Origin of the sequence: Promicromonospora thailandica, assembly GCF_024171955.1 — a bacterium.
Classification (GTDB): Bacteria; Actinomycetota; Actinomycetes; order Actinomycetales; family Cellulomonadaceae; genus Promicromonospora; species Promicromonospora thailandica.
This window is the reverse complement of the sequence record NZ_JAMTCS010000002.1, coordinates 440853-465256: the sequence shown is the minus strand read 5'-3', so window position 1 is coordinate 465256 and position 24404 is coordinate 440853. Positions and strand designations below refer to the sequence as shown.

Here is a 24404-nt window from a genome sequence, read left to right as displayed (position 1 = left end):
CCCCCAGGCTACGGCGGCTCCCGCCTCCTCGGCGCACGCCACCACCTGACGTCGGTCCCCTGTCTCCACCCGCGCTCGGAGTTCGGTCGGATGTCACGAGATCGGTAGTTCGGAGGACCGATCTCGTGGCATCGGACCGAACACACGGGCTGACCCATGGCAAGGGACCGAAGCCGCCGCCCGCCCCCAACTAGGCTGGGCCGCGTGAGCACCAGCACCGAACTGCCCCGACAGGTCTCCGAGACGTTCGACCCGCAGCGGTGGCGCACCGTGGCCGGGTTCGAGGACCTGACCGACCTCACCTACCACCGCGGCGTGGACCGCAGCGGCACCGGCCCCGACGGTACGGCGCCGCGCGACCTGCCCGTGGTGCGGGTCGCGTTCGACCGGCCGGAGGTGCGCAACGCGTTCCGCCCGCACACGGTGGACGAGCTGTACCGGGTGATGGACCACGCGCGCATGACCTCCGACGTCGGCACGGTGCTGCTGACCGGCAACGGCCCCTCCCCCAAGGACGGCGGCTGGGCGTTCTGCAGCGGCGGTGACCAGCGCATCCGCGGCCGCGACGGGTACCGGTACGCCGAGGGGGAGAACGCGGACACCATCGACCCCGCCAAGGCCGGCCGCCTGCACATCCTCGAGGTGCAGCGCCTCATGCGCACCATGCCCAAGGTGGTCGTCGCGGTGGTGGACGGCTGGGCCGCGGGCGGCGGGCACTCGCTGCACGTCGTGGCCGACCTCACGGTCGCCTGCCGGGAGCACGGCAGGTTCAAGCAGACCGACGCCGACGTCGGCTCGTTCGACGCCGGGTACGGCTCCGCCTACTTCGCCCGCCAGCTCGGCCAGAAGCGCGCCCGCGAGGTCTTCTTCCTGGCCCGCGAGTACTCGGCCGACGACGCCGAGCGCTGGGGTTCCGTCAACGAGGTGGCTGAGCACGCGGACCTCGAGGGGCTGGCCCTGGAGTACGCCCGCATCATCGCGACCAAGTCGCCGCAGGCCATCCGCATGCTCAAGTTCGCCTTCAACGCGGCCGACGACGGCATCGCCGGCCAGCAGGTGTTCGCCGGCGAGGCGACCCGCCTGGCGTACATGACGGACGAGGCCGTCGAGGGCAAGGAGGCGTTCCTGGAGCGCCGCGACCCGGACTGGTCGGCCTTCCCGTACTACTACTGAGCAGGCCCGCTCACCGCGGAGTCCACGTGCCCGTGCCCGCCGGGACCAGCTCGATCCACGTGTTCCCCGGGTCGAGCTGCGCCTCCTTGCCGTTGCGGGTGCGCAGCACGATGGGTGACCTGTGGTCCTTCTTGGACCAGCGCACGGTGATGCTGTGTCCCATGGAGACCAGGGTGCCGATGCCGCCGCTCCCGGCCAGGCGGTGCTCGGGCACGGGCGCGCCGGCCGGGTCCACGAAGTTCGTGTTGAACACCTCCGTGGAGAGGATCACGACGTTGCGCGCCGAGTGCCGCCGTCCGCCCGCGGTCACCGACGGCACACCGCCCTCGCTGCGCAGGTAGCGCCTGCTGTGCGCGTCCCAGGTCCACACGGTGCGCTGCGCCCGGGACAGCCGCACGTCCACCGCCGGCGCGGGGCTGCCCGCCCGGGGCGCGGTGCCCTGCCCGGGCTTGCGGGCGTACCGGAACTGGGCGGGCGGCGGGCTGGTGCGACCGCCGTCGGCCCGGGCCGCGAACGTCGCCACGTCGCCGAGCACGTTGTGCGGCGCCGGCCGCCCCGGGTCGCGGGCGAAGCCCGGGTCGCCGTCGTCGTTGCTGAGGGTCTGCGTGCCGTACCGCTGGACCGCCGCGATGAACGGCCCCTGGCCACCCGAGAAGGCCAGGACGCCGTCCAGCGGCGCCACGATCGCCGCGTCCATGGGCCGCACCGAGCGGACGGGCTCCACGACGTCCGGCAGCGTCGAGTGGTAGGTGGCCACGAACCGGGTGATGCCACCCTCGACCACCTCTTCCCAGACGATGTCCGCCTCCGCCAGCCCGCGCTGCGGCCGGGCCTCCACCGAGTTCTCGATCTTCACCGAGACCGCCGGCCGGTCCGCGACCTTCTCGGTCCGCACGCCGGTGAGCGGCCAGACCAGGGGCACGTCCGGCTTCGGCGGCCGGTGCCGGTCGCCGCGCACCGGGGCCTGGACGGTCGCGGTGGGCGTCGGCAGCGGCTCCGGAGGAGCACCCGCACCGCACCCCGTGAGCACGAGCCCGGCCGCCAGCACCGCCACGAGCGCGGCACCGGCACCCCGCGCGGCGCGGCGCGCAGTCCAGCGGATCGTCATCGACCCTCCTCCGCGGCAGTCCGCGCCCAGGCGCACCCTGGGACGTGGCGCACACCTTACCCACGACCGCGTCCCGCGCCCCCGCGGCACGCTTACGCTCGTGACGTGCCCACGAACCACCCGGCGGCCGCCGCCGCGTTCCCGGCCGTGATCGACGCCGTGCGCGCCGCCCTCGACGGCGGCCCCGCCTTCGCGCCGCAGCCCCGCACCGGCGACGGCCCCCTGCCCTCCGGCACCGCACTGGTGCTGCGCACCTCCGGTTCCACGGGAAACCCCCGCGAGGTCGCCCTGAGCGCCGCCGCCCTGCGCGCGTCCGCGCAGGCCACGCACGAGCGCCTCGGCGGCCCCGGACGCTGGCTCCTCGTGCTGCCGCCCACCCACGTGGCCGGCGTCCAGGTGATCACCCGGTCCGTCGTCGCGGGGACCGAGGTCCGCACGGGCACGACCGACCGGTTCACCGCCGGCGGCTTCGCGGAGCTGGCCGAGGACTTCCTCGCGCGCGGCACGGCAGGCACCCGGGCCTACGTGTCGGTCGTGCCCACCCAGCTGCACCGGCTCGTCGACGCGGCCGACGACGGCGCCCCCGCGGGCCTCGCCGCCCTCGCCCGGTTCGACGCCGTGCTCGTCGGCGGCGCCGCCACGCCCGCCCCGCTCCTGGCCCGGGCCCGCGCCGCGGGCGTCCGGGCGGTCACCACCTACGGCATGTCCGAGACCAGCGGCGGCTGCGTGTACGACGGCGTCCCGCTCCCGGGCGTCCGCGTGCGCCTGACCGACGCCGGCGTCATCGAGCTCTCCGGCCCGATGCTCGCCGAGGGCTACGTGGGCGACCCCGACGCGACCGCCGCGGCGTTCCGCACCGACCCCGACGGCACCCGCTGGTTCCGTACCTCCGACCTGGGCCGCCTCGACGGCGTCCGGCTCACCGTGCTCGGCCGGGCCGACGACGTCGTGGTCACCGGCGGCGTGAACGTCGCCCCGGCGGCCGTCGAGGCGGCGGTCGCGGAGCACCTGGCCGAGGTCGGCACGCCGGGCGAGGTGTGCGTCGTCGGCGTGCCCGACCCCGAGTGGGGCCAGGCGGTGGTCGCCGTCGTCACACGCGGGACGGGACACGAGACCGGGGACGACGGCCTCCGCCGCGACGACGGTCTGCTGGCCGGGCTCCGCGCCGCCGTCGGGCAACGCCTCGGGGCCGCCGCAGCGCCGCGCCGCGTCTACGTCACCACGTCCCTGCCCGCGCGCGGGCCGGGCAAGATCGACCGCCGGGCGGTGCGGGACGCCGTCGTCCGGGCCGAGCGGGAACCCGTGCGACCATGACTTCGTTCCTCCGCCAGGAACCCACCCTCCCCACGAACACCCCTCACGAACGAAGGACACGCTGATGGCGACTGCCGCCGAGTGGATCTCCGGGGCGCGGCCCCGCACGCTGCCGGCGGCGGCGGCCCCGGTCATGGTGGGCACCGGCGCGGCGGCCCAGATCGACGCCTCCGCCTGGCTGCCCGCCCTGCTCGCCCTGGGCGTGGCGCTGGCGCTGCAGGTCGGCGTCAACTACGCCAACGACTACTCCGACGGGGTGCGCGGCACCGACCTGGACCGGGTGGGGCCGATGCGTCTGACGGCCTCCGGTGCGGCCGCCCCGGGCGCGGTGAGGCGCGCGGCGTTCGCGGCCTTCGGCGTCGCGGCCGTGCTGGGCCTGGCGCTGTGCGCGGTGACGGGCCACTGGTGGCTGCTCGCCGTCGGCGCGGTGTGCGTGGTCGCCGCCTGGTACTACACGGGCGGCCGCACGCCGTACGGGTACCGCGGGCTCGGCGAGGTCGCGGTGTTCGTGTTCTTCGGCCTGGTCGCGGTGCTCGGCACCACCTACACGCAGGCCGGCACCATCACGTGGCCGGCCGTGCTCGGCGCCGTGGGCGTGGGGCTCATCGCGTGCGCGCTGCTCATGGTGAACAACCTGCGCGACATCCCCACCGACGTCCTGTCCGGCAAGCGCACCCTGGCCGTGCGGCTCGGCGACCACCGCGCACGGCGGGCATACATCGCGATGATCTGGGTGCCGGTGCTGCTGGCCGCCGTGTGCGCCTTCTGGGCGCCGTGGTCGCTCGTGGTGCTGCTCCTGATCGGCCCCGCGACGCTGCTGTCGATCCCGGTGCTCGCCGGGGCGCGCGGCAAGCTGCTCGTCCCCGTGCTGGCCGGCACCGGCCTGTACGAGCTCGGCTACGGCCTGCTGCTCTGGTTCGGCCTGACGGCCTGATCGCCGCGGCGGCTCAGCCGTCCCACTCGAGCCGGAGCACGCACGCGTCGTCGTACTCGTTGAGCTCGCCGCCGAGCAGCGACGAGACGAGCTCGCCCGTCGCCACGCCCGGCGCGGCGGCCGCCGCGCGCGCGAGCTCCTCCAGGCCCGTGAGCAGGCCGCGGTCGTGCCGCTCGACCATCCCGTCGGTGTAGAGCCACAGCACGTCGCCGGCACGCAGCTCGACGGCGCCGGCGCCGGGAGCGGGGGCCCCGGGGTCGGTGGCGTGCCGCCCCGAGCGGTCCGCCACGACGGCCTCGGGCGGGCGCACCGGCGCGGCGGCCACGCCCAGGGGCATCCACCGGCCCTGCCACAGGAACTCGGCCTCCCCGTCGCGCCGGGTGAGCAGCGGCGGCGGATGACCCGCGCACGCGAAGGCGAGCCGCCCCGCCGTCACGTCCAGCTCGGCGTAGACCAGCGTCGACCCGAAGCCCACCCCGTGCCGCCGCACGAACCGGTCCACGCGCCGGAGCACCTCGGCGGGCCCGACGCCGCTCTCGGCGTGGCTGCGCACCACCGTCCGCAGCTGCCCCATCGCCGTGGCCGACCGGAGGCCGTGACCGACGATGTCGCCGACCGTGAGCGCCAGGGTGTCGTCGTCCACCCAGAACGCGTCGTACCAGTCGCCGCCCACCTGGAGCGTGCGCTCCGCGGGCCGGTAGTCGGTGGTGATGCGCGCGCGCTCGGTCTGAGGCAGGTTCTCGGTGAGCATGGCGCGCTGCAGCTCGTGCGCCACCGACACGCTCTGCTCGTGCAGCACCGCGCGGTCGAGCGCGACCCCGCCCTGCTGGCCGGTGGCGGCCAGGGCGCCCCGGTCCAGCGCGTCGTCCCCGGCGTGCGCCCGCGGCACGAGCACCAGCACGCCGTGCAGGGTGTCCGCGCCACGCAGCGGGACCACCAGATGGCCGTCGGACATCACCGTGATGTCGTCCGCCGCGGACCTCCCGCGACGCGCGACACCCGTCGCCGCCCGCAGCGCCGCGGCCGACTCCTCGGACTGCGGACCATGGCCCGACCACGCCCGCAGGGTGGGGGCACAGGCGCCGTCGACGAGCCACACCCACGCGGACTCCGCGCGGAACTCGCCGACCGCGGCGTGGACCAGCGCGTCACAGACGCCCTCGACGCCCGCGGCCCGGGCGAGGGCGGTGGTGGTGGTCAGGAGGGTGCGGACGCTCGTCGCCGACCGTTCGGCCTCCGCACGGGCCGCGACCAGCTCACGCTCGAACCGCGACCGTTCCCGGGCCTCGAAGAGCGCGACGCTGATGACGGAGCCGGCGCCGTCGTCCGTCCCGGCGCCGTCGTGCATCTCCGCGGACAGGAGGACGCGCCGGGGTGCGCCGCCCGCGCGCAGCTCGACCGCGATCTCCTCGACCCGGCCCTGCAGCCGGAGCAGCGGCACCAGGTGGGTCTCCCAGTAGATGCGGCCGCCCACGGACAGCAGCGCGCTCAGCCGGGTGCCGCGCAGGTCGTGCGCGGGACGGTCGCCGAGCCAGCGCCGGAAGGTCGCGTTGGCGTCCAGGATCGCGCCCGCGCCGTCGAGCCGGAGGAGCGCGACGGGTGCGGAGTCCCACGAGCGGGCGCGACCGGGGGGCGTCAAGGGGAGAGGTACTCGCGGATCGCGGCGGTCAGGGCGTCGGGCGCGCTGAGGTTGGGGCAGTGGCCGACCGCGTCGATGAGCGTGAACGCGCTGCCGGGGAGGTGCTCGTGCACGTAGCGGCCCACCTCGACGGGTGCGATCGCGTCCTCCCGGCACTGGACCACGAGGCTCGGCGTCCGCACGGCGGCGAGGTCGGCGCGGTTGTCGGAGAGGAACGTCGTGCGGGCGAAGCGCTTGGCGATCGCCGGGTCGGTGCGGCAGAACGCGTTCGTCAGCTCCTCGCCGAGCTGCGGCCGGTCGGGGTTGCCCATGATCACCGGGGCGATGAACTCCGACCACCCGAGGTAGTTGGAGTCCATGGTCTCCAGCAGCTCGTCGATCTCGTCCGCGGCGAACCCTCCGCGGTAGTCCTCGTCGTCGATGTAGCGGGGGCTGGGGCCCACCAGCACGAGCCGGTCGAAGAGCTCCGGACGGCGGCCCGCGGCGAGCAGGCCGATCATCGCGCTCACGGAGTGCCCCACGAAGACGACCGGCCCGAGCGCGAGCTCGTCCAGCAGGTCGACGACGTCGGCCGCATACCCCTCGAGGGACGAGTGCCGGTCGGGGTCGTACGCGGCGAGGTCCGAGCCGCCGGCACCCACGTGGTCGAACGTGACCACGCGGTGGTCGGCCTCGAAGGCGGGGGCGACGAAGCGCCACATGGACTGGTCACAGCCGAATCCATGAGCGAACACCATCGCGGGGGAGCCCTCCGGAGCGCCCGTGATCCTGACGCTGTGGCGGGTGGTGGCGACGGTCATGGCGCCAGTTTAGGTGGCTCCCGGGCACCCGCCGGTCGACGGCACGCGATGTCACCCGCGCCGGAGCGGGCGATCTCGGCCCGTCAGCGGTCGCTGCGAAGCTCCTCGTCCAGGCGCGCGTCCTCGTGGGCGGCGTCGACGTCGACCCGCGCGGCGCGCTCGGCGGCCCGGCGCTCGGCGCGCTCCGCCATCCACCGGGTCGCGGCGTCGCGCGGCCGGGTGAGCGTCAGGTAGGAGAGCGTCAGCGCGACCACCACCGCGACGACCGGCAGCAGCCAGCCCCGCAGCCCGGCCAGGTACAGCACGCCGAGGGCCGCGCCGAAGAGCGCGAGACGGAGCAGGGTGTAGATCACGAGGGGCACCCGTCCATGGTAGGCCGGGCCTGGATCACACCAGACCTCACACCAGACATCGCACAGGACATCGCACCGGACCGCGAAGGACCCGTGGGAACGCGGCGAAGGTCACGCCGAAGGCTGACCGGGAGGGGCCGACCCGCCGTAGGCTGGGGCTATGCCACGCGTACTTCTGATCCTGGCCGTCGTCGGACTCGCCGTCTACGCCCTGGTCGACGTCTGGGGCTCCGAGGAGGACGAGCGCGGCGGGCTGCCCCGCTGGCTCTGGGTGCTGCTCATCGTCCTGCTGCCCCTGCTCGGCGCCATCTCCTGGATCGTGGTGCGGGTGTCCGCGCGCCGGTCGGGGGCGGGACCCGCCTCCGGTCCCGGCGGCAGCCGCCCGCGGCCCCCGCGCCCGGGCTCCGGACCGCGCCGCCCGTCCGGCCCGGTCGCCCCGGACGACGACCCCGAGTTCCTCTGGCGCCTGGAGCAGGAGAAGCGCCGCCAGGAGCGCGAGACCCGCGCCCCGCAGGACGACGACCCGGAGCCCTGAGGGTCCGCTTCGAGAACGACCTCGGGTACCGAATCTGGCGTGATTCGGTACCCGAGGTCGTTTTCGCAAGAGGCCGGGCGTCACAGGCCCGAGTAGCTGTGCTTCCCGTTGAAGATCAGGTTGACGCCCGTGAAGTTGAACAGCACGCACGCGTAGCCGGCGACCACGAACCAGGCCGCCCGGGTGCCCGACCAGCCGCGCGTGGTCCGGGCGTGCAGGTAGGCCGCGTAGACCACCCACACGATGAAGCTCCAGACCTCCTTGGGGTCCCAGCCCCAGTAGCGGCCCCAGGCGTCCTCGGCCCAGATGGCGCCGCCGATGATCGTGAACGTCCACAGCACGAACGCCACGGCGTTGAGCCGGAACGAGAGCGACTCCAGGGCGGCGGGCGCCGGGGTGTGGTCGAGCCAGCCCCACCGGGCGCTGCCGAGCACCGGCGAGCCGTTGTCCCGGGCGTCGCGCAGGAGCTGCAGCACCGAGGTGACGAACGCGACCGTGAAGATGCCGGTGGCCACGATGGCGACGCCCACGTGGATCACGAGCCAGTACTTCTGCAGCGCGGGCTGCACGCCCGTGGCCTCGACGAAGAACCGGGTCTGCGCCGTCACGAGGAACAGCGTGCCCAGGAAGGTCACGAAGGCCCCGAGGAACCGCACGTCGCGGCGGGTGCTCACGATCGCGAACACGGCGACGGCCACGAACGCGCCCACCAGCGTGAACTCGTACATGTTGGCCCAGGGCGTGCGGCCCGCGGCGATGCCCCGCAGCACGATGGCGACCAGCAGCAGCACGGCCGCGAGCCAGGTCACCGACATACCGACCCCGGCGTACCGGCGGTTCACGGGCCCGGGCGCGCCGTCCTCCGGCGTGCCGTCGCGCGGCGCGTCGGCCACCCCACCGGCGGCCACCGCCACGCGCTCGCGCGTCGCGTCCCGCGCCTCGACCCGGGCGCCCGACAGGCGCGACAGGTCGATCGAGAACGCGATCAGCGCGACGGCCAGCGCGGTCGCGGCGCCCCAGACGAGCAGCACGCTCAGGTTTGCCAGCTCCATGTTCAGTCCTTCTCCGATCCGGTCCGGTCGGGCGCGGCCGGTACGGCCGGCACGTCCCGGGTCTCTGGCTCCTGCTCCTGGACCCGCACGGCCGCGGGCACGGCCTCCAGCGCGCGGTCCACCTCGGCCTGCAGGCCTGCGTCGTCCCCGCGGGCGAGGCCCGCGACCTCCACCACCGTTGCCCCGTCCGGCCCCGTGTACGCGCGCGCCCAGACGCGGCGCCGGGGCGTGAACAGCGAGACGGTGAGGCCCGCGAGCGCGAGCAGCGAGAAGACGAGCACGAACGTGAGGGACGGGTCGTGCCGCAGGTCGAGGGCCACGTAGCGCGGCAGGTTCTCGCCCAGGGTCAGGGTGCCGAGCCCGTCCGGGAGGTCGACGGTCTCGCCGGGCCGTGCCAGCACCTTGACGCGTTCGCCCTGCTCGTCGAGGGCGGGGGTGAGCGACGCCGTGTCGAGCTCGTACACGTTCTGCGGCGAGCCGTCGTCGAGGCCGAGGTCGCCCGTGTACACCTCGAGCACGAGCAGCGGGTCGACGGGCTGCGGGAACGCGGAGCGCACCGACCCGTCCTCGTTCGCCTCCGCGGTGGGCAGGAAGTAGCCGACGAGGCCGATCTGGTCGAGCCCGGGCGACACGTCGGGCACCTTCACCACGCCGCGGGACGTGTACATCGTGTCCTCGGGGATGAACGTGACCCGGCCGGCGAAGGCGACCTCGCCCTCGGCGTCGTGCACGGTGATCTCGGGGGCGAAGCCGTTGCCCTGCAGGTAGATCTTGGCGCCGTCGACGACGATCGGGTGGTTCACCTTGATCTGCTCGGGGCGCTGCTCGCCGTCGGGCTCGCTGACGGTCACGTGCGCCGTGAAGTCGCGTGCCTGGGCGAAGGCGACGGTGTCGCTCGCGAACTCCGACTCGAACCGGTCGAGCGTCATGGAGAACGGGACCAGCGACCCGGGCCGGAACCAGGAGCCCTTCTCGAAGGTGTCGTAGTCGACGACAGCGTTCGCGAAGCCGCGGCCCTCGGTGACGATGGCCTGGCCGCGGTAGTGCAGCAGCTGGCCGGTCGCCACGGAGACCAGCAGGCCCACGAGCGCGAGGTGGAACACGAGGTTCCCGGTCTCGCGCAGGTAGCCGCGCTCGGCGCTGACGGTCCGCGTGGCGGGACGGGCGCCGCGGGCGGCCTCCTCGCCCTGGTCCACGCGGAAGGTGGGCAGCCAGGGGAGGGTGCCGCGGAGGCGGGCGGCGACGGCGTCCGCCGCCTCCTGGGGCGAGGCCGTGGTGGTCGCCGTGGCCTTGGCCGGGAACCGGTGGAACCGGGAGGGGACGCGCGGCGGCCGGCCGCGCAGGGCGCGGTAGTGCGCCGCCGACCGCGGCAGGATGCAGCCCACGAGGGACACGAACAGCAGGATGTAGATGGCGGAGAACCAGACCGACGAGTAGACGTCGAAGAAGCCGGCCCGGTCGAGCCACTCCCCCGCGGTCGGGTGCTCGGCCAGGTACGTGATGACGCCGGCGGCGTCCTGGTTGCGCTGCGGCAGCACGGACCCGGGCACGGCGGCCACGGCGAGCAGCATGAGCAGCATGAGCGCCACGCGCATGGACGTGAGCTGGCGCCACATCCAGCGCAGCGTGCCGACCAGCCCCAGCACCGGGGCGCTCGGGCGGCCCGGCCGCGGCTGCTCGCCGGACGACGGCGCGCCCTGCGTGAACTCGTCCGCGATGCCCTCGGGCACGTAGGTGCTGTCACTGCTCGTACGGCCCGCCATCAGAGCACCGTCTCGAATCCGGTGACCCAGAGCTGCATGGCGCCCGTCAGCCGCGTCCACAGGCCGGTGACCAGCAGCAGCCCGACCAGCACGAGCAGCCCGCCGCCGATCCGCAGCGCGGCGAGCCGGTGCCGGCGCAGGAAGTCCATCATGCGCTCGGAGCTCTGCAGCCCGAGGGCCACGAGCAGGAAGGGCACGCCCAGGCCCACGCAGTAGGCGACGCCGAGCAGCGCCCCGCGGCCCGCGGAGGCCTCGTCGATCGCGAGCGCCTGCACGGCGCCGAGGGTGGGACCGATGCAGGGCGTCCAGCCCAGACCGAAGACGACGCCCAGCAGGGGGGCACCCCACAGGCCGGCGCGCGGTGTCAGGTGGAACCGTGCCTCGCGCTGCAGGAAGGGCACGGCGCCGAGGAAGCCGAGGCCGAGCAGGATCACCACGGCGCCGAGCACGCGCGTGATCAGGTCCTCCCAGCGCACCAGGAAGGTGCCCAGGCCGCCGAACGCCGCCCCGAACGAGACGAACACGGCGGTGAAGCCGAGCACGAACAGCGCCACGCCGCCGACGACGCGGCCCCGCGCGGGGCGGGGGCGGGTGGTCACGATCCCGGAGGTGGCCCCGGCCGACGCGGCGGCCATGCTGCTCACGTAGCCGATGTAGCCGGGCACGAGCGGCAGCACGCACGGCGACGCGAACGACACCAGGCCGGCCAGCACGGCGACGGGCACGGCGAGCAGCAGGGAGCCGCTGAACGCGGTGACGGCGAGACCGTCGCCGACGGCCGTCGCGACCGAGCCGGGGACCATCAGGTGGCCTCCGCCAGGACCTCGTCGACCAGCGCCTCCAGCGTGGAGCGCTCGGCCTGGCCGATGACGCGGGCGGCGACCTTGCCCTCCTGGTCCAGCACCACGGTGGTGGGCACGGCCTGCAGCGGCACGACGCCGTTGAGGCCGGCGATCACCGTCCCGGTGCGGTCCTCGATGCTCGGGTAGGGCACCTCGAAGGTGCGCTGGAACGCCTGGGCGGCGCCGGCGTCGTCCTCCGTGTTGATGCCGAGGAACCGCACGCCCTCCTTGCTCGTGGCGAGGTCCACGAGGTCGGGGGCCTCGGCGCGGCACGGCGCGCACGAGGCGTACCAGGTGTTGACGACGACGACGTCGCCCGCCCAGTCGGAGCTGTCGACGGCGTTGCCCTCGAAGTCGGTACCCGCCACGGCGACGGGTCCGCGGCGCTCCCCGGCGTCGTACGTCTGCACGGAACCGTCGCCCGAGACGTACCCCTGGCCCACGACGTCGCCCGCGCCCGACTCCTCGGGTGTGCACGCGGTGAGCGCCGCGACCAGGCCGACGACGATGCCGACGGCCACCACCCACTGCACGACCTTGAAGGTCTTCCCCCGCATCACGCGCCGGCGACCTTGCTCGCGCCGGGGTAGAGCTCCGCGGCGGGCTCCGTGTAGTGCAGGCCCACGAACCGGTCGTCCTCGAAGTGCAGGGACGTCAGGGAGGCGAGGTTGCACTGCCGGTTGCGCGGGTCGTGCCAGAGCGTGCCGCCCTCGAACGACCGGCGCGTGAGCCAGACGGGGAGCTGGTGGCTGACCAGCACGATCTCGTGGCCCTCCGCGGCGCGGCGGGCGTCCTCGACCGCGGCGCGCATGCGCGTGACCTGCTGCGTGTACGGCTCGCCCCACGACGGGCGGAACGGGTTCCACAGCAGGGGCCAGTTGCGGGGGCTGCTGAGCGCGCCGCCGCCGTCCGCGACGCGCTGGCCCTCGAGCCGGTTGTCGGCCTCGATGATGCGGTCGTCCGTGGCCAGCTCCAGGCCGAAGCCCTGGGCCACCGGTGCGGCGGTCTCCTGCGCGCGCTGCAGCGGCGAGGCCACCACGCGGACGACGTCGCGACCGGTGCTGGTGAGGTGGTCGGCGACGATCTTCGCCATCGCCTGGCCGCGGTCGGAGAGGCGGTACCCGGGCAGCCGCCCGTACAGGATGCCGTCGGGGTTGTGCACCTCACCGTGGCGCAGCAGGTGGACCGTCGTGGAGACCATGGCGCCCAGTCTCGCACCCGAGCCTGGGTACCCGTGAAATCGGGCGGTGTGGAGTACGTCTCCCGGCGGGGCGCTCAGTCGCAGAGCACCGTCAGGCCCTCCTCCGTGCCGCCCGCGGCGCGCGACGACGCGGCGACCTTGGCCATGACGCGGCCCAGCATCTCGAACTCCTCCGGTTCCAGCGCCTCGACGAGGATGCGCCGCACCGCGGACACGTGCCCGGGCGCCGCCGCCACCAGCGCCGCGTACCCGGCCTCGGTCATGGCGCAGTTCACGCCGCGCCGGTCACCCTCGGCGGCGCAGCGGGACACGAGCCCCCGCGCCTCCATCCGCGCGACGGTGTGCGTGAGCCGGCTGCGGGACAGCACCAGGCCGTCGGCGAGCGTCGACATCCGCATGGTGCGGTCCGGTGCCTCGGAGAGCTGGACCAGCAGGCTGTACTCCCCGAGGGACAGCGGGAGGGTGCGGTCGTGCACGGACCCCAGCGCCTCGACGAAGCGCGCGGTGCCCTCCAGATAGTGCCGCCAGGCGGCCTGCTGCTCCTCGGTGAGCCAGATATCGCGTTCCTCGACCGTCTGCGCAGCCATGTCACCACCACTTTCGTGCGAACGAGCCCTCTAGGAATACGTTACGGGACCAGTTATGTTGGATGTCACCGTGGGTAGTTGATCCCTCAACTATCCACCCAAACCGCCACATCACCAAGGAGTTCCCCCTCATGGCCACCCCGCTCCCCGCAGGCCTCACCGCAGGCGTGTACGAGATCGACCCCTCCCACACCGCTGCTTCCTTCTCCGTCCGTCACGCCGGTATCGCGAAGGTGCGCGGCAGCATCGCCGTCACCTCCGGCACCATCACGGTCGGTGAGGACCTGGAGTCGTCGAGCGTCACCGCCGAGCTGGACGCGGCCTCGGTGAGCACGGGCGACGCCGGTCGCGACGGCCACCTGAAGAGCGCCGACTTCTGGCACGCCGACGAGAAGCCGACCTGGACCTTCACGTCCACGGGCATCCGCGCCGACGGTGACGACTACCTCATCTCCGGCGACCTCACGATCAACGGCATCACCAAGGGCGTGGAGCTGGAGACCGAGTTCACCGGCACCGCCACGGACCCGTTCGGCAACAACCGCGCCGGCTTCGAGGCCAAGCTCGAGGTCAACCGCAAGGACTTCGGCCTCACGTGGAACGCCACGCTGGAGACCGGCGGCTTCCTGGTGGGCGACAAGGTCAAGATCGAGCTGGACGTCAGCGCCATCGCCAAGGGCTGACCCCGCCGCGCCTGACTGACGTTTCAGCAGGCTCGGGACGACCATGACCCACGTGGTCGTGGCCGCCCCGGGCCTGCTGAGCTGCTCTCCGGGACGGCGGCGTCAGAGCGCCGCGGCGCGGGTCGCCGCGTGGAAGGCCAGGATCTGCAGCTCGCCGCCGACGTCGACCGAGCGCACCACCACGTCGTCCGGCACCTGGAGCGCCACCGGCGCGAAGTTGAGGATCTCCCGGACGCCCGCGCCGACCACGGCGTCCGCCACGTCCTGTGCGCCGTGCGCGGGCAGGGCGAGCACCACCATCGAGACGCGCTCCCGCCGGAGCACCTCGGTCAGGTCGCGCACGTGCTCGACGGGCACGCCGGCCACCCGGGTGCCCACCACCTCCGGCGACGCGTCGAGCAGCGCCACCACCTGGAAGCCGCGCGTCGTGTAGCCGGAGTAGTTCGCGAGGGCGTGCCCGAGGTTGCCGATGCCGACGATGGCCAGCCGGTGCTCGGTCTCCAGCCCCAGGGCGACGGTGATGTAGGAGGCGAGCGACTCGACGTCGTACCCGACACCGCGCGTGCCGAACGAACCCAGGTAGGACAGGTCCTTGCGCAGCTGGGCCGAGCTCACGCCCGACCGCTCGGCCAGCTCCGTCGACGAGGTGAGATCCACCCCCTCCGCCGCGAGGTCGCGCAGGGCGCGCAGGTAGTACGGCAACCGGCCCACGGTTGCCGCCGGAACTGTCCCGTCACTGAGTTCGACCACGTGCTGCTCCCCTCCCCACGACCACCGTGTCGCGGGCGTACGCACACACTGCCTGGACGATCATGCCAGGAGGCGGGCCAGGCGCGCACCGTCCACGCGCCAGAAACCTTGCTGGATCCCGTCCACCTCGAGCACGGGCACGTACTCCCCGTAGCGGTCGCGCAGCCCGGGCGCGCTGTCGATGTCGACCTCCCGCCAGGCGACGCCCGCGTCCTCGCACACGCGCACGACGACGGCACGCGCGTCCTCGCACAGATGGCACGCGTCACGCGTGTACAGGACGACCCGGGGCACGGCAGGAGCTGTCACGCCCCGAGGTTACGACACGGCGGAGCCGTCACCGCGCGTGCGGCGAACGGTCGGTCGCCGGGAGCCGCCCGTCCGCCCACCGCACGCCCCAGGCCAGGACCAGGAAGACGACGGCGACCAGCGCCGCGTTGACGAGGGCGCCCGCGAGCCCGAGCTCGGTGACGTCGAGGAACGGGTACGGGTACCAGCCGGTCACGGCCCCGCGCACGAAGGTCCAGACCAGCCAGGCGACCGGGTAGGCCACGGACCACCACACCGTCCGCGAGGAGACGCGCGGCCGCGGCCCGGCGAGCAGCCAGACGACGACCGCCGCGACCGGTGCCACCCCGTGCAGCAGGGTGTTCGCCACGGGCCCGGCGCCCGCCAGCGGCGTCAGACCGCGCAGCACCGTGTTGTAGACGATGCCGGTCACGGCGATGCACAGGAGCGCGTCGAGCCGCAGCACCCGGAACACCGGGCCGTCCCGGCGCGGATCCCCGGCCAGCGCGAACGAGACACCCGCGATCAGCAGGTTCGACTGGATCGTGAAATAGCTGAACAGGCGGACGAGCCGCTCGGCGTGCGTGGGCGCGAGCCCGGGACCGTCGGTGACCGCCACCACGAGCTCCATCACGACACCGGTCAGGGCGGCCAGGCCGACCAGGAGGTGCAGGGCTCGCACGAGGAGGACGGCCCCCCCGGACCCGCTGTTGAACGTCACGACCCGGTTCTACCAGCGGCTCCGCGTGGGCGCCCGGGGAGAACGTGCGGGCCGTTCCACGCGGATAGAGTGGCCTCCATGCCGTCGACGCACCCCTCGTCCGCCACCGCGGCGTTCTTCGACGTCGACAACACGATCATCCGCGGTGCGAGCGCCTTCCACATCGCCAAGTCGGCGTACCAGCGCAAGTTCTTCGGGACCCGGGACATCCTCAAGTTCGCCCTGGTCCAGGCGCGGTACCTGCTCTGGGGCGAGAACCGGGAAGAGATCGACCAGGTGCGCGACCGTGCCCTCACCCTCATCGCGGGGCGCAGCGTCGCCGAGATCGCCACCCTGGGCGAGGAGGTGTGGGACGCCGTCCTGTCGCTCCGGATCTACCCGGGCACCCGGCGGCTGCTGGACGAGCACATCGCGGCGGGCCACCAGGTGTGGCTCGTGACGGCCACCCCGGTCGAGATCGCGCAGCTCATCGCCCGCCGCCTGGGCGCGACCGGCGCGCTCGGCACGGTGGCCGAGCACAAGGACGGCTTCTACACCGGCCGCCTCAAGGGCGACCTCATGCACGGCCAGGCCAAGGCCGACGCCATCGTCGAGCTCGCCGGCACCGCCGAGATCGACCTGGACGAGAGCTACGCGTACGGCGACTCCCTGAACGACCTGCCGATGATGCGGGTCGTGGGGCACCCCTGCCCCATCAACCCCGACCTGCGCCTGCGCCGGCACGCGCAGGAGGTGGGCTGGCCCATCCGCGAGTTCCGCGGCCGCTCGCAGCGCGCGGCGGGCCGGGGCGTGCGGACGGCGTCGTGGGCGGGTGCGGCCTGGGTCCTGGGCCTGGTCCTGCGCGCCGCCCGCCGCCGCCTCCGCGGCCACTGACCGGGGGCGCTGACCGGGGGGCACTCGACCCGCCGCCACGCGACAGCCACCGGCGCGACTGCGCGCCGGCGCGCCGGCGCGACTGCAGACTTCCTCACGGCTCGACGTCGACTGCAGACTTCGTCACGGCTCGACACCCCAGCGCCGTCAACAACTCTGCAGTCGACGCCCGCCGTGTCAGGAACTCTGCAGTCGACGGCTGGTCCTGGCGCGAGCTGCGAGCCCCGGACGCCCACAGGGACACAGCCACGGCCGGGCGCCGTGCAGCCCCCAACCATGAAGCAGCCGCCGGCACCCGCGACTGCAGACTTCCCCCGGCGACAGCCGTCGACTGCAGAGTTCCCCACGGCTCGACGCCCCAGCGCCGTCAACAACTCTGCAGTCGACGCCCGCCGTGTCAGGAACTCTGCAGTCGGCCGGGCGCGCAGCGGGCGGGGGTGCCGGCGCGGGCATGGAGAAGGCCCGGCCCCTCAAGGGACCGGGCCTGCTCGTCACGCGCCCGACGGCGCGCGCGTCACTTCTTGTTACGACGCTGGTGGCGCGTCTTGCGAAGCAGCTTGCGGTGCTTCTTCTTGGCCATACGCTTGCGGCGCTTCTTGATGACGGAGCCCATAGGTCCTCGCAATGTTCGATCGGTCGGCGGCGGCCCGGCGACGGGCCGCTCGGCGAAATGGTCCACGGTTGGTCCGGGACAGTGACGCCAGAGTGACGATGGCCGACCAACACGAAAAGTAGTCCGCACCTAGGTTACCTGCTTCGCCGCGAGGCCCGTAATCGGCGCGGTGTGAGGTGTGCCGGAGCGGGTTCAGGGCCGGGCCGCGAACCGTTCCAGGAGCTCGGCGTGCCCCGAGCACACGAGGAGGTCGTTGGCGGAGATCCGGGTCTCGGGCGTCGCGTAGACGAAGTCCGCGCCCGGCGACTTCACGCCGATCACCGTGATCCCGTACCGCTTGCGGATGTTCGACTGCGCCAGCGTGAACCCCTGCGCCTCCTTCGGCGGGCGCATCTTCACGATGGTGAACCCGTCCTCGACCTCGATGTAGTCGAGCAGCTTGCCGCTGACCAGGTGCGCCACGCGCTTGCCGGCGTCGGCCTCCGGGAAGACCACGTGGTGGGCGCCGATGCGGGTCAGGATGCGGCCGTGCTCCGCCGAGATGGCCTTGGCCCAGATCTGGGGCGTGCCCATGTCCACGAGGTTGCCGGTGATGAGCACCGACGCCTCGAGCGAGGAGCCCACGCCGACCACCGCGACGCCGAAGTCCCGCGCGCCGAGCTGCTCCAGCGCCTCCGGGTTCGACGCGTCGGCCTCGACCAGCGGCAGCCGGCCCGACCACTGCGCGACGAGCACCGGGTCCTGCTCGACGGCGAGCACGTCCTGACCCAGGCGGTCCAGGGTCGCGCCGATCGCCGACCCGAACCGGCCCAGGCCGATCACCAGCACGCCCGCATCGCGTTCGGGCTTCTTCTCCGGCACGGTCTTCCTCTCTCGCCAGGTCTGTCCGACCACGTCGTCCCAGGTCTGTCCGACCAGGTCGTCTCACCCGATGATCGGGCGCTCCTCGGGGAAGCGTACGATGCGCCGGCGGTCGCGGAGCGCCAGCACCGCCACGACGGTCACGGCGCCCGTGCGGCCCACGAACATGAGCAGCGCCAGGATGTACTTGCCCGAGTCGGGCAGGTCCTGCGTGATGCCCGTCGTCAGCCCGACCGTCGCGAACGCCGACAGCACCTCGAACAGGACACGCGACAGGCTCAGGTCGGTCACCTGGAGCAGCGCCACGCACGAGACGAGCACGATGCTCGCCCCGGTGAACACCACGGCGATCGACAGGCGCAGCACGTCCCGCGGGATCCGGCGGCCGAACGCCTCGATGTCCCGGTCGCCGCGCGCCTCCGCGACGATCGCGAGCAGCATGACGGCGAGCGTCGTCACCTTGATGCCGCCGGCCGTCGACGCCGAGCCGCCGCCCACGAACATCAGCGCGTCCTGGATGAGCCAGCTCGACTCGTGCATCGCCCCGATGTCGACCGTGCTGAACCCGCCCGAGCGCGGCATGATCCCGGCGAAGACCGACGCCAGCACCTTGTCGCCCAGGGCCAGCGGCCCGAAGGTCGCCGGGTTGGACCACTCCAGCACCAGGAGCAGCAGCGCGCCGACGACGAACAGCACCCCGCTGGTCACCACGGTCAGCTTGCTGTGCAGCGACAGCTTCTTGGTCCAGCCGCGCCAGCGCTGCCCGGGGCGCGGCCAGGCGCGCTGGATGTTCAGGATCACGGGAAAGCCGAGCGCGCCGACGAACACACCGAGGGCCAGGGGCAGCACGAGCGTCCAGTCCCCCACGTGCGGCATCAGGCCCTCGGCCGTGGGCACGAACCCCGCGTTGTTGAACGCCGAGATGCCGTAGAACAGGGAGTGCCACGCCGCCGTGCCCACGTTGCCCTCGATGACCACGAACCGGGGGAACAGCAGCAGCGCGATCGACAGCTCGAGCGTGGTCGCGGTGATGATGATGACGCGGACCAGGGAGCCGACGTCGCCCAGCCGGCTCGTCTTGGTCTCCGACGCCGTGAGGAGCTTCTGCGTCAGGCCGATCTTGCGGGACACGATCATGCCGAGCAGCGACGCGACGGTCATGATGCCGAAGCCGCCCACCTTGATGCCCGCGAGGATCACGATCTGCCCGTAGAGCGACCAGTAGGTGGCGGTGTCCTGCACCACCAGACCCGTGACGCACACGGCCGAGACGGCGGTGAAGAGCGCGTCGACCAGGCTGGCGCCCTCGCCGTCCGCCGTCGCGAAGGGCATCAGCAGCAGCACCGCGAACAGGCCGATCACGCACGCGAACACGGTGACGGCGAGCCGCGCCGGGGCCCGGAACGCCAGCTCGTCCACCAGCTCCCGGAGGCTGAACAGCCTGTGCCGCAAGCTCGGCATCCGCCCTGCTCCCTCCGTACCGTGACCCCTCGCGTGTCGACCGACGCCCTACTCTGCCACGCTCCCGGCCCCACGACCGCCCTGGACGCACCCCGCGGACGGGACGGCCCGCCCCGGGCCACGTCCGTTACCGTGGGCGGGTGCACCTCGCCCGTCTGGTCTGGAGCCCGCAGCTCCTCGAGTACGACTTCGGTCCCGGGCACCCCATGGCCCCGGCCCGCCTCGACCTGACCATGCGGCTCGTCGAGGCGCTCGGTCTGCTCGACCGCCTCGACGTGGTCGACGCCGAACCCGCCTCGGACGCCGTCATCGAGACCGTGCACGACGCCGACTACGTGGCCGCCGTCCGCCACGCCGGCACCACGCTGGAACCCGACCTGGCACGCGGGCTCGGCACCGACGACGACCCCCTGTTCCTCGGCATGCACGAGGCCGCCGCCCGGCAGCTCGGCGGTTCGGTCGCGCTGGCCGACGCCCTCTGGCGCGGCGAGATCACGCACGGCGTCAACGTGGCGGGCGGCATGCACCACGCGATGCCCGGCGCGGCGTCCGGCTTCTGCGTGTACAACGACGCGGCGGCGGCGATCCGTCGTCTGCTCGACCTCGGCGCGGAGCGCGTCGCCTACCTGGACTTCGACGCCCACCACGGCGACGGCGTCGAGGCGATCTTCTGGGACGACCCGCGCGTGCTGACCGTCTCGATCCACGAGGACGGCCGCACGCTGTTCCCGGGCACGGGCGCGTCGTCCGACGTCGGGCCACCCGGGCCTGCCGAGGGGACCGCCGTCAACCTGCCGGTGCCGGCACGCACCACGGGGGCCGCCTGGCTGCGGGCCATCGACGCCGTGGTGCCCGCCCTGGTGCGTGAGCACCGCCCGCAGGCGGTCGTCTCGCAGCACGGCTGCGACGCCCACGGCCGCGACCCGCTGTCGAACCTGAACGTCTCGGTCGACGCCCAGACCACGGCGCAGCAGTGGGCGCACGCGCTCGCGCACGAGCACGCCGACGGGCGCTGGCTCGCCCTGGGCGGGGGCGGGTACGCGGTGTCCGACGTCGTCCCGCTCGCCTGGGCGGCGCTCGTCGCCGAGGCCGCGCACACCCCGCTGGACCGCGGGTCGGAGCTGCCCGCGTCGTGGCGCGCCGCCGTGGAGGCGCTGGAGCTGGACGCCGCACGCACTCTCGGCACGGCCGAGGTGCCGTTCCGGAGCTGGCGTGACGGCTACGACCCGGCCGACGCCGTGGACCGAGCGGTCCAGGCGACCCGCCGGGCCGTCTTCCCCCACTGGGGCCTCGACCCGCTCCTGGACTGACCGGACTGATCCCGCCGAGCGTTCCGCCGGAGTTCAGGTCGCCGACACCTCGGTCCGGCAGCCTCGACGCATGCGCCGTCGTCTCGCCGCCCTGTCGGCCACGCTGCTGCTCCTGACCGTGCTCACGCCCGCCTCGGCCGTCGCGGGCGGCCACCGCCCGGGCGGAGGCCCGGTCACGGTGACCACCTCGGTCGAGACTCCCCCGCTGTACGACGACGAGGCCGGCGGCGACGCGTCCGGCGACGACCCGGCGATCTGGGTGCACCCCCGCGACTCGCGCCGCTCGCTCGTCGTCGTGACGGCCAAGGAGGGCGGCCTGCGGGTGTACGGCGTGGACGCGACGGAGCTGCAGTCGGTCCCGGCCACGCCGGCGCCGCGGGCCGACGGGGTGCCCGGCCGGTACAACAACGTGGACATCGCCCACGGCCTGCGCGTCGATGGCCGGACCAGGGACGTCGCCGTCGTCTCGGACCGGTACAACGACCAGGTGCGCTTCTTCGCGATCGACCCGGCTGGATCAGCGGCTGCGACCCCGCTCACCGAGGTCACCGCCCCCGAGCAGGAGTTCCTGTTCAGCCCGGACCGGGAGACGGTCGCCGAGGACCACACCGCGTACGGCCTGGCCGTCTACCAGCCGCGACGTGGCGAGGCCTCCGTGGTGGTCACGCAGGAGGGCGACACCACCGTCGCGACGGCCCGGATCACGACCGGGCCGGACGGCGTGGGCTACACCGACGTCGAGCACCTGGCGCTGCCCGGAGAGTTCCGCCTGCCCGACGGCACCACCTGGGTGCCGTGCGCGGAGCCGGGCGTGGGCCCGCAGCTCGAGGGGGTCGCCGTCGACCGCCGCACCGGCACGCTGTACGCCACGCAGGAGGACGTCGGCCTGTGGCGGCTGCCGCTCCCCCTGGGCTCGGGCGCGCCGCGGCTGGTCGACCGGGTGCGCGACTTCGGCGTGCACGACGTCTACGACCCGGAGACGGAGGAGTGCGCACCGGTGGACCCGGGCGCGCCGTCGTACGGCGGGACGAACCTGACCGCCGACGCCGAGGGGGTCGACATCTGGTACGGACCGGGCCGCACCGGCTCCGTGATCGTGTCCAGCCAGGGCGACGACACGTACGCCGTCTACTCCCTGACGGGCCGGAACCGGTCGCTCGGCACCTTCCGCGTGGCGGGCGACGGCGTGGACGACGTCAACGGGTCGGACGGGCTCGCCGTGTCGAACGCGCCGGTCGGCGGGTACCGGTCTGGCCTGCTGGTCACGCACGACGAGCCCGAGACCGGCCCGGACACCGACCCGGAGCGCGACGCGACGGGCTTCTCGTACGTCGCGTGGGGCGAGGTGGCAAGGGCGCTCCGCCTCCCCTGAACGCGTCAGGGGGTGCGGCGGCGAAGAGTGAGGACGCCGAGCAGCGCCGCGCCCACGATGAACAGGCCGATCACGCCGACGGCGCCGCGGATTCCCGCCCACTCGGCCCCCGCCGCGAGCGACGTCATCGCCTCGATCGCGTAGGTCAGCGGGAAGGCGCGGGACAGCCACTCGAGCACCTGCGGCATCTGGTCCCGGGGCATGAGCAGCCCGCACGTGATGAGCTGCGGGAACAGGACGGCCGGCATCATCTGCACCGCCTGGAACTCGCTCCGGGCCAGCGCCGAGGCGGCCAGGCCCAGGGTGCAGCCGAGGATCGCGTCGAGCAGCGCGACCACGACGACCAGCCCGAGCGGTCCCTCGACGTCCATGCCCACGAGCACGGCGAAGCCGACCACGACGAGCGCCTGGACCAGCGCGAGCGTCGCGAACGCGAGAGCGTAGCCCGCCACGAGGTCGCCCCGGCGGATGGGCGTGGTCATGAGCCGCTCCAGCGTGCCGGACTGCCGTTCGCGCAGCGTCGCCACGCTCGTGACCAGGAACATCACGATCAGCGGGAACAGACCTACGAGCATGGGGCCGAACTGGTCGAGCACCTGGGGCTGGTCGTCGAACATCCACGCGATGAGGCCGATCAGCAGGCACGGCAGCAGCAGGATGAGCGCGACCGTGCGGTGGTCGCCGCGGAGCTGGGCCAGCACGCGGCCCGCGGTGGCGAGGGTCGGGCTCATCGGACGTCCTCCTCGCGTCGGGCGGCCCGGTCGATCAGGGTGAGGAACGCGCGCTCGGCGTCGGGCGCCCCGGTGCCGGCCAGCAGGTCGTCCGGCGTGGTGTCCGCGACGAGCCCGCCCGCGCGCATGAGGAGCAGCCGGTCGCACTGCGTGGCCTCGTCCATGACGTGGCTGGAGACCAGGAGCGTGCGCCCCTCGGCGGCGAGCCGGCGGAACACCGCCCACAGGTCGCGCCGCAGCACCGGGTCCAGACCCACCGTGGGCTCGTCGAGCACGAGCAGCTCAGGGTCGCCGACCAGGGCCGCGGCCAGCGAGACCCGGGACCGTTCGCCCCCGGACAGCGTGCCGACCCGCTGCCTCTCGTGCCCACCCAGGTCGACGGTCGCGACGGCGGCCGCCACGGCCCGGGCGGGTGACGGCACGCCGGCCAGCGCCGCGAAGTACCGGAGGTTCTGGACCACGGTGAGGTCGGTGTAGACGCTCGCGTCCTGCGTCATGTAGCCCACGCGCCGGCGCAGCGCCGGCGTGCCGGCCGTCGCGCCGAGCACCTCGACGGAACCCGTGACACTAGCCTGCACGCCGACGACGCTGCGCATGAGCGTCGTCTTGCCGGACCCGGACGGCCCGAGCAGCCCCACGACGGACCCCGCGGGCACGGACAGGTCCAGGCCGTCGATGACCGGCCGGCCGCCGCGCACCACCCGCAGCCCGGCGATGACGACCGCGTTTTTCCTCATGTGATGAATTGTGCGCCCGCCCGGTGTCAGGACGCAAGGTCTCCGGTGAGGTACCGCTGGAGATTGGGGCCGACGAGCCGCGCGACCTCGCCGGGCGACAGCGACGCGAGAGGTTCCAGCCGCACCAGGTACCGGGTCATGAGCACCCCCGCCATCTGCGAGGCGACCAGCGAGGTGCGCAGCGGGGCGTCGACCGTACCGAGCGCCCGGACCACCGGCCGCAGGATCGCGGCCCCGATGAACTGCGGCAGCAGCCCGCGCAGCTCTGCGTCCGCGATGATCGCCGGCAGCACCACGCGCACGGTGTCGCCGTCGTCGAAGTCCCAGAGGCCGATGACCGCCTCCAGCAGACGCTCGCCGAGCGTCTCGACGGGGCCGTCGGTGACCCGCTCGACGACCGCGGCGGGCTCGATGCCCGCGACGCCGAGGGTCGCCGTGAGCAGGCGCGGCTTGTCGGGGAACCAGTGCCGCACGGTGCCGGGATCGACGCCGGCCCGGCGGGCGACGGAGCGCAGCGAGGCGGCCTCGTAGCCGCGCTCGACGAACTCGTCGCGCGCGGCGGCCAAGATCTCGGCGCGCGCGTCCTGCCCGGCGGGCCTCCTGCCGCGGCGCGGTGCGGGAGCAGCATCAGCCATCCGCCCATTCTCGCCCACCCCCAGAAACGCCGAGATAGAACCGTGGCGAGATAGAACCGTGGCGAGAT

At 73.7% G+C, this 24404-nt stretch carries 26 protein-coding genes and 1 pseudogene; 8 read left to right on the top strand and 19 right to left on the bottom strand.

The window, feature by feature from the left end; translation table 11 throughout:
* Nucleotides 1-204: 204 nt before the first annotated feature.
* Entirely contained in the window at nucleotides 205-1173 is a 969-nt protein-coding gene (locus APR03_RS05220; protein WP_253833399.1) for a 1,4-dihydroxy-2-naphthoyl-CoA synthase, read from the top strand.
* Nucleotides 1174-1183: 10 nt separating this feature from the next.
* Here APR03_RS05220 and APR03_RS05215 read toward each other — a convergent pair whose 3' ends face one another.
* Nucleotides 1184-2281, bottom strand: coding sequence for a DUF3048 domain-containing protein (locus APR03_RS05215; RefSeq protein ID WP_253833397.1), 1098 nt, complete (start codon nucleotides 2279-2281; stop codon nucleotides 1184-1186).
* A gap of 105 nt (nucleotides 2282-2386) precedes the next feature.
* Between APR03_RS05215 and APR03_RS05210 the strand changes: the two genes are divergently transcribed.
* Both APR03_RS05210 and APR03_RS05205 read left to right on the top strand, forming a co-directional pair.
* A complete protein-coding gene (locus APR03_RS05210) occupies nucleotides 2387-3595 on the top strand; it encodes an AMP-binding protein (RefSeq protein ID WP_253833395.1) in 1209 nt (402 codons plus the stop codon).
* Nucleotides 3596-3659: 64 nt separating this feature from the next.
* Complete coding sequence (locus APR03_RS05205) at nucleotides 3660-4529, top strand: 1,4-dihydroxy-2-naphthoate polyprenyltransferase (RefSeq protein WP_253833393.1); 870 nt, start codon at nucleotides 3660-3662, stop codon at nucleotides 4527-4529.
* 13 nt (nucleotides 4530-4542) lie between these two features.
* On the opposite strand, the gene APR03_RS05200 is transcribed toward APR03_RS05205, so the two are convergent.
* The 3 genes from APR03_RS05200 to APR03_RS05190 all read right to left on the bottom strand — a co-directional run bounded on the left by APR03_RS05200 (nucleotide 4543) and on the right by APR03_RS05190 (nucleotide 7330).
* Nucleotides 4543-6168, bottom strand: coding sequence for a SpoIIE family protein phosphatase (locus APR03_RS05200; protein ID WP_253833391.1), 1626 nt, complete (start codon nucleotides 6166-6168; stop codon nucleotides 4543-4545).
* Complete coding sequence (locus APR03_RS05195) at nucleotides 6165-6968, bottom strand: alpha/beta fold hydrolase (RefSeq protein WP_253833388.1); 804 nt, start codon at nucleotides 6966-6968, stop codon at nucleotides 6165-6167. Before APR03_RS05195 ends, APR03_RS05200 begins: the two co-directional genes overlap by 4 nt.
* A gap of 83 nt (nucleotides 6969-7051) precedes the next feature.
* Nucleotides 7052-7330 carry a DUF4229 domain-containing protein gene (locus APR03_RS05190; RefSeq protein WP_253833386.1) on the bottom strand — a complete coding sequence of 93 codons (279 nt, stop codon included), beginning with the start codon at nucleotides 7328-7330 and terminating at the stop codon, nucleotides 7052-7054.
* 151 nt (nucleotides 7331-7481) lie between these two features.
* Here APR03_RS05190 and APR03_RS05185 point away from each other — a divergent pair, with 151 nt between their 5' ends.
* Nucleotides 7482-7856, top strand: coding sequence for a PLDc N-terminal domain-containing protein (locus APR03_RS05185; RefSeq protein WP_253833384.1), 375 nt, complete (start codon nucleotides 7482-7484; stop codon nucleotides 7854-7856).
* Nucleotides 7857-7936: 80 nt separating this feature from the next.
* Here APR03_RS05185 and ccsB read toward each other — a convergent pair whose 3' ends face one another.
* From ccsB to APR03_RS05155, 6 genes are all read right to left on the bottom strand, one after another.
* A complete protein-coding gene (gene ccsB, locus APR03_RS05180; RefSeq protein WP_253833382.1) occupies nucleotides 7937-8908 on the bottom strand; it encodes a c-type cytochrome biogenesis protein CcsB in 972 nt (323 codons plus the stop codon).
* Between the two features lie 2 nt (nucleotides 8909-8910).
* The gene (resB, locus tag APR03_RS05175) at nucleotides 8911-10671 is read right to left on the bottom strand and encodes a cytochrome c biogenesis protein ResB (RefSeq protein ID WP_253833380.1); all 1761 of its coding nucleotides are present in this window, start codon (nucleotides 10669-10671) and stop codon (nucleotides 8911-8913) included.
* The gene (locus tag APR03_RS05170) at nucleotides 10671-11474 is read right to left on the bottom strand and encodes a cytochrome c biogenesis CcdA family protein (RefSeq protein WP_253833378.1); all 804 of its coding nucleotides are present in this window, start codon (nucleotides 11472-11474) and stop codon (nucleotides 10671-10673) included. The genes resB and APR03_RS05170 overlap by 1 nt, the downstream gene beginning before the upstream one ends.
* Nucleotides 11474-12070: a TlpA family protein disulfide reductase gene (locus tag APR03_RS05165; protein ID WP_253833479.1), complete on the bottom strand. Its 597-nt coding sequence runs from the start codon at nucleotides 12068-12070 to the stop codon at nucleotides 11474-11476. The genes APR03_RS05170 and APR03_RS05165 overlap by 1 nt, the downstream gene beginning before the upstream one ends.
* Entirely contained in the window at nucleotides 12070-12714 is a 645-nt protein-coding gene (locus APR03_RS05160; protein ID WP_253833376.1) for a histidine phosphatase family protein, read from the bottom strand. The genes APR03_RS05165 and APR03_RS05160 overlap by 1 nt, the downstream gene beginning before the upstream one ends.
* A 74-nt stretch (nucleotides 12715-12788) precedes the next feature.
* A complete protein-coding gene (locus APR03_RS05155) occupies nucleotides 12789-13301 on the bottom strand; it encodes a MarR family winged helix-turn-helix transcriptional regulator (RefSeq protein WP_253833375.1) in 513 nt (170 codons plus the stop codon).
* Nucleotides 13302-13432: 131 nt separating this feature from the next.
* Between APR03_RS05155 and APR03_RS05150 the strand changes: the two genes are divergently transcribed.
* Nucleotides 13433-13984: a YceI family protein gene (locus APR03_RS05150; protein ID WP_253833374.1), complete on the top strand. Its 552-nt coding sequence runs from the start codon at nucleotides 13433-13435 to the stop codon at nucleotides 13982-13984.
* A gap of 102 nt (nucleotides 13985-14086) precedes the next feature.
* On the opposite strand, the gene APR03_RS05145 is transcribed toward APR03_RS05150, so the two are convergent.
* The 3 genes from APR03_RS05145 to APR03_RS05135 are packed head-to-tail and all read right to left on the bottom strand — an operon-like array spanning nucleotide 14087 to nucleotide 15743.
* Nucleotides 14087-14734 carry a redox-sensing transcriptional repressor Rex gene (locus APR03_RS05145; RefSeq protein ID WP_253833373.1) on the bottom strand — a complete coding sequence of 216 codons (648 nt, stop codon included), beginning with the start codon at nucleotides 14732-14734 and terminating at the stop codon, nucleotides 14087-14089.
* 60 nt (nucleotides 14735-14794) lie between these two features.
* Complete coding sequence (locus tag APR03_RS05140; RefSeq protein WP_253833372.1) at nucleotides 14795-15043, bottom strand: glutaredoxin family protein; 249 nt, start codon at nucleotides 15041-15043, stop codon at nucleotides 14795-14797.
* Between the two features lie 28 nt (nucleotides 15044-15071).
* Nucleotides 15072-15743, bottom strand: a complete 672-nt coding sequence (locus tag APR03_RS05135) for a Pr6Pr family membrane protein (RefSeq protein WP_253833371.1) — start codon at nucleotides 15741-15743, stop codon at nucleotides 15072-15074.
* A 78-nt stretch (nucleotides 15744-15821) separates the two neighbouring features.
* Between APR03_RS05135 and APR03_RS05130 the strand changes: the two genes are divergently transcribed.
* Complete coding sequence (locus APR03_RS05130) at nucleotides 15822-16616, top strand: HAD family hydrolase (protein WP_253833370.1); 795 nt, start codon at nucleotides 15822-15824, stop codon at nucleotides 16614-16616.
* 514 nt (nucleotides 16617-17130) lie between these two features.
* Here the strand turns inward: APR03_RS05130 and APR03_RS05125 are convergent.
* The 3 genes from APR03_RS05125 to APR03_RS05115 form a co-directional block, all read right to left on the bottom strand.
* On the bottom strand, nucleotides 17131-17229 hold the full coding sequence (locus APR03_RS05125) for a 30S ribosomal protein bS22 (protein WP_003792170.1): 99 nt from the start codon (nucleotides 17227-17229) through the stop codon (nucleotides 17131-17133).
* Between the two features lie 192 nt (nucleotides 17230-17421).
* Nucleotides 17422-18090: a potassium channel family protein gene (locus tag APR03_RS05120; protein ID WP_253833369.1), complete on the bottom strand. Its 669-nt coding sequence runs from the start codon at nucleotides 18088-18090 to the stop codon at nucleotides 17422-17424.
* A 63-nt stretch (nucleotides 18091-18153) separates the two neighbouring features.
* Nucleotides 18154-19551: a TrkH family potassium uptake protein gene (locus tag APR03_RS05115; RefSeq protein WP_253833368.1), complete on the bottom strand. Its 1398-nt coding sequence runs from the start codon at nucleotides 19549-19551 to the stop codon at nucleotides 18154-18156.
* 140 nt (nucleotides 19552-19691) lie between these two features.
* Between APR03_RS05115 and APR03_RS05110 the strand changes: the two genes are divergently transcribed.
* Both APR03_RS05110 and APR03_RS05105 read left to right on the top strand, forming a co-directional pair.
* Nucleotides 19692-20861 carry an acetoin utilization protein AcuC gene (locus APR03_RS05110; RefSeq protein WP_253833367.1) on the top strand — a complete coding sequence of 390 codons (1170 nt, stop codon included), beginning with the start codon at nucleotides 19692-19694 and terminating at the stop codon, nucleotides 20859-20861.
* A 70-nt stretch (nucleotides 20862-20931) separates the two neighbouring features.
* Nucleotides 20932-22233 (top strand): phytase, encoded by a 1302-nt coding sequence (locus APR03_RS05105; RefSeq protein ID WP_253833366.1) that lies wholly within the window; start codon nucleotides 20932-20934, stop codon nucleotides 22231-22233.
* 5 nt (nucleotides 22234-22238) lie between these two features.
* On the opposite strand, the gene APR03_RS05100 is transcribed toward APR03_RS05105, so the two are convergent.
* From APR03_RS05100 to APR03_RS05090, 3 genes and pseudogenes are all read right to left on the bottom strand, one after another.
* The gene (locus tag APR03_RS05100) at nucleotides 22239-22964 is read right to left on the bottom strand and encodes an ABC transporter permease (protein WP_253833365.1); all 726 of its coding nucleotides are present in this window, start codon (nucleotides 22962-22964) and stop codon (nucleotides 22239-22241) included.
* 245 nt (nucleotides 22965-23209) lie between these two features.
* Nucleotides 23210-23701, bottom strand: a pseudogene (locus tag APR03_RS05095) (ATP-binding cassette domain-containing protein); the annotation flags it as partial.
* Between the two features lie 26 nt (nucleotides 23702-23727).
* Nucleotides 23728-24336 (bottom strand): TetR/AcrR family transcriptional regulator, encoded by a 609-nt coding sequence (locus APR03_RS05090; RefSeq protein WP_253833363.1) that lies wholly within the window; start codon nucleotides 24334-24336, stop codon nucleotides 23728-23730.
* Between the last annotated feature and the right edge of the window lie 68 nt (nucleotides 24337-24404).